This window comes from Mesorhizobium sp. M0040, from assembly GCF_040323505.1.
GTDB lineage: Bacteria > Pseudomonadota > Alphaproteobacteria > Rhizobiales > Rhizobiaceae > Mesorhizobium.
This window is the reverse complement of sequence record NZ_JAMYVA010000119.1, coordinates 1-2,471: the sequence shown is the minus strand read 5'-3', so window position 1 is coordinate 2,471 and position 2,471 is coordinate 1. Positions and strand designations below refer to the sequence as shown.

The window sequence follows — 2,471 nt, the reverse complement described above, 5'->3', positions numbered from 1 at the left end:
CATCGAACCGTCGGCACAAAGCATCCCAGCCACGACCGATCTCGAATCCGCCCGCAACGGGGAGAAAGTGTGCGTTCTGCCAGTAGCAACCCTGATGGCAGCCTGTGGCGCGACTGCGCCCATTACCGCGGTCAGCTTCAACGGGAGAGCCGGCATCCGACCTATTGAAGTACCCCTCATTGTCGGCTCCGGAGGCGCTACAATGCGCGAGCCCGCATCGGGCGCTTCGGGCGGTTATCGTACAGAAGAGGACAGGGCGGCCAGTGCAGTTCGAGATCACGGAGCAGACACGCGCAGCCGTCAGTGCATGGATCGCAGGCCGAGGCCTGACCGAAACGGATTTCCTTTTCCCGAGCCGGGTTCGCGCTAAGCCGCACATGTCTACGAGGCAGTATGGGAGGATCGTAGGCAGATGGGTATCCAGCATCGGTCTCTATCCAAAGCGATACGGAACACACTCAATGAGGCGGACAAAGGCATCACAAATCTACAAGAAAACGGGCAACATCCGCGCCGTCCAGCTGCTACTCGGTCACACGAAGCTGGAGAGCACCGTCCGCTACCTCGGGATAGAGGTCGATGACGCGCTGGCGATTTCCGAGCAAGTCGAACTATAGGCTACGCGGAGCGGCGCCGGCATGAAGCGTCGCTCCGTGACCCGAACCGGACCTTGCTGACACGCAGACAGTGTCCGCCGCGCGACGTGGCCGCAGTGGTTGCCGGTTCCAAGAAGACGCCCGCCGCAGAGTCCGCCTGCGATCCGTTCCGACATCACACACCAATTGCAGAGCCTATTACAGCGGTATAGCCAGCGAGTGGGCGAGCTTGATGAGATCGGCCTGGCGGCTTGCTCCCGTCTTGAGGAAGATGTGCTCGAGATGTGTCTTAAACGGTCGTGCGCCGGATCCCAAGCGCCGCTGCCGTCTCCAGCGTCGTCCTGCCGGCAGCGATCTGCTCGAAGACGTGCGCCTCGGCGGCGGTAAACCCGCAGCATGCTCACCGAAAAAGACGATCGCTGATCACCCCTCACCATAGCGTCATGGTCCAAGACAGCGGAGATCCTTGTCCAACGCATTGTCTGAATCGATAGCCGCCAATCGATTCACGACATCGATGGAAATCTGAGATGTCGTCCCAGCCTATGGAAGGGCCGGCATCTCCCCGTCACCGACCCGCCAGGTCCACGCACCCATCTCTGGCCGGTTCGCGATCATGTCCTGCAACGAAGCCTCGAACGCTTCGTCCGCACCGGCCGGGATGACAAAGAGTGTCGTCGCTGGCTTGGAATGCCTCCATCCCCACAGGAATATGCCCGAGGGTTAAGAACGGCCTCGATGACCGACCGTCTTTCGTCCACCAAATCGGCATAGGTCGAGCTGACGAAGATCTGGTATTTAACGTCCATGCGGCTTCACCCTTCGATCCGCCCTTGTAAGTCTGCAAGCAGGCTGGGGATAACGTTCCGTGCCCGCATCAAGAAGCCGAGTCATGATTCTTGCAAGGGGTGAAGTGATCAAAGCCCGACCCGCGCGCTGGCACGCTAGGTTGCCCGGTTTGCCGAAACGAATAATCACTTGCGGCCGAGGAGTATGAAACGTGCGGTGCCCCCCGCCGCAGCGACAGCCTTCGCTATTCCTTCTTGTCGACCAGCGCCCGTAGTGCCGAGACGTCATGCAGCAATAACCTGCTGCCGCGCTTTTCGATCAGGCCTCTCTTGGCGAGGTCGCTCATTTCGCGCGAGACCGCTTCCCTGTGCGTGCTCATCGTTGCCGCCAGCTCGGAATGCGTCGGTGCCGGGCTTACGGACACCTCGCCGTCCACGAGTGCGGCTTTCTCCGCCCGATGCAGGAGCTCGACGATCAGCCGTTTTCGCACCACCAGAGTGCTGTATTCGAATACCCGCTCTGTCATGCGCCGGAGCTGGGCAGACAGATGCTCAAGCAGCATCCAGGCAAAAGTCGGGTGGGTCATCACGATATCCCGGAATGCTGTGCCGGACAGCCGTGCAGCGCGGGTTGCCTCCAGCGCGACTACGCTGGCAGAGCGTGCAATCCCGTCAATGCCTCCGAGCTCCCCGAAAATGTCACCCGGTTCGACATCGCGATACGCTATCTCCCTGCCGTCCGCTGAAACCATTGTCACGCGAGCCCGTCCTTCCAGCAGGAAGAAAACATCGCGACCAGTGTCGCCGTGGGAAATGATTAGCTCGTTGTGTCGATAGCTGCGCTCGTGCCACCGTTTGGTCAGCGCGGCGAGGTCGGCATCGCAAAGTCTTGAGATGAAGGCCAGAGAGCCTGTCACAACGGTCTCTTGTTCAATCAAGTGTACTTCACCTTACTCCCTATCCAAGGAAATTTGATGGCCGGCAGGCCCCGCTTTCCGGGATGCAAACTGGGAGCGGATTTCGCCAATGTTTTCCCCGGTGTGGGAATTCCCACAGCCGAGCCTGGTTCGACTGTCATATCCTTGTT

Annotated in this window: 3 protein-coding genes; 1 reads left to right on the top strand and 2 read right to left on the bottom strand. The window is 60.0% G+C overall.

The annotated features are described in order from the left end of the window. Positions 1 to 179 precede the first annotated feature (179 nt). The gene (locus NKJ91_RS33505) at positions 180 to 617 is read left to right on the top strand and encodes a tyrosine-type recombinase/integrase (RefSeq protein ID WP_502903663.1); all 438 of its coding nucleotides are present in this window, start codon (positions 180 to 182) and stop codon (positions 615 to 617) included. Positions 618 to 1,210: 593 nt separating this feature from the next. On the opposite strand, the gene NKJ91_RS33495 is transcribed toward NKJ91_RS33505, so the two are convergent. Together NKJ91_RS33495 and NKJ91_RS33490 are read right to left on the bottom strand one after the other, a co-directional pair. Continuing rightward, a complete protein-coding gene (locus tag NKJ91_RS33495; RefSeq protein ID WP_352458912.1) occupies positions 1,211 to 1,405 on the bottom strand; it encodes a DUF4062 domain-containing protein in 195 nt (64 codons plus the stop codon). 224 nt (positions 1,406 to 1,629) lie between these two features. Further along, a complete protein-coding gene (locus tag NKJ91_RS33490) occupies positions 1,630 to 2,322 on the bottom strand; it encodes a Crp/Fnr family transcriptional regulator (RefSeq protein ID WP_352458911.1) in 693 nt (230 codons plus the stop codon). Between the last annotated feature and the right edge of the window lie 149 nt (positions 2,323 to 2,471).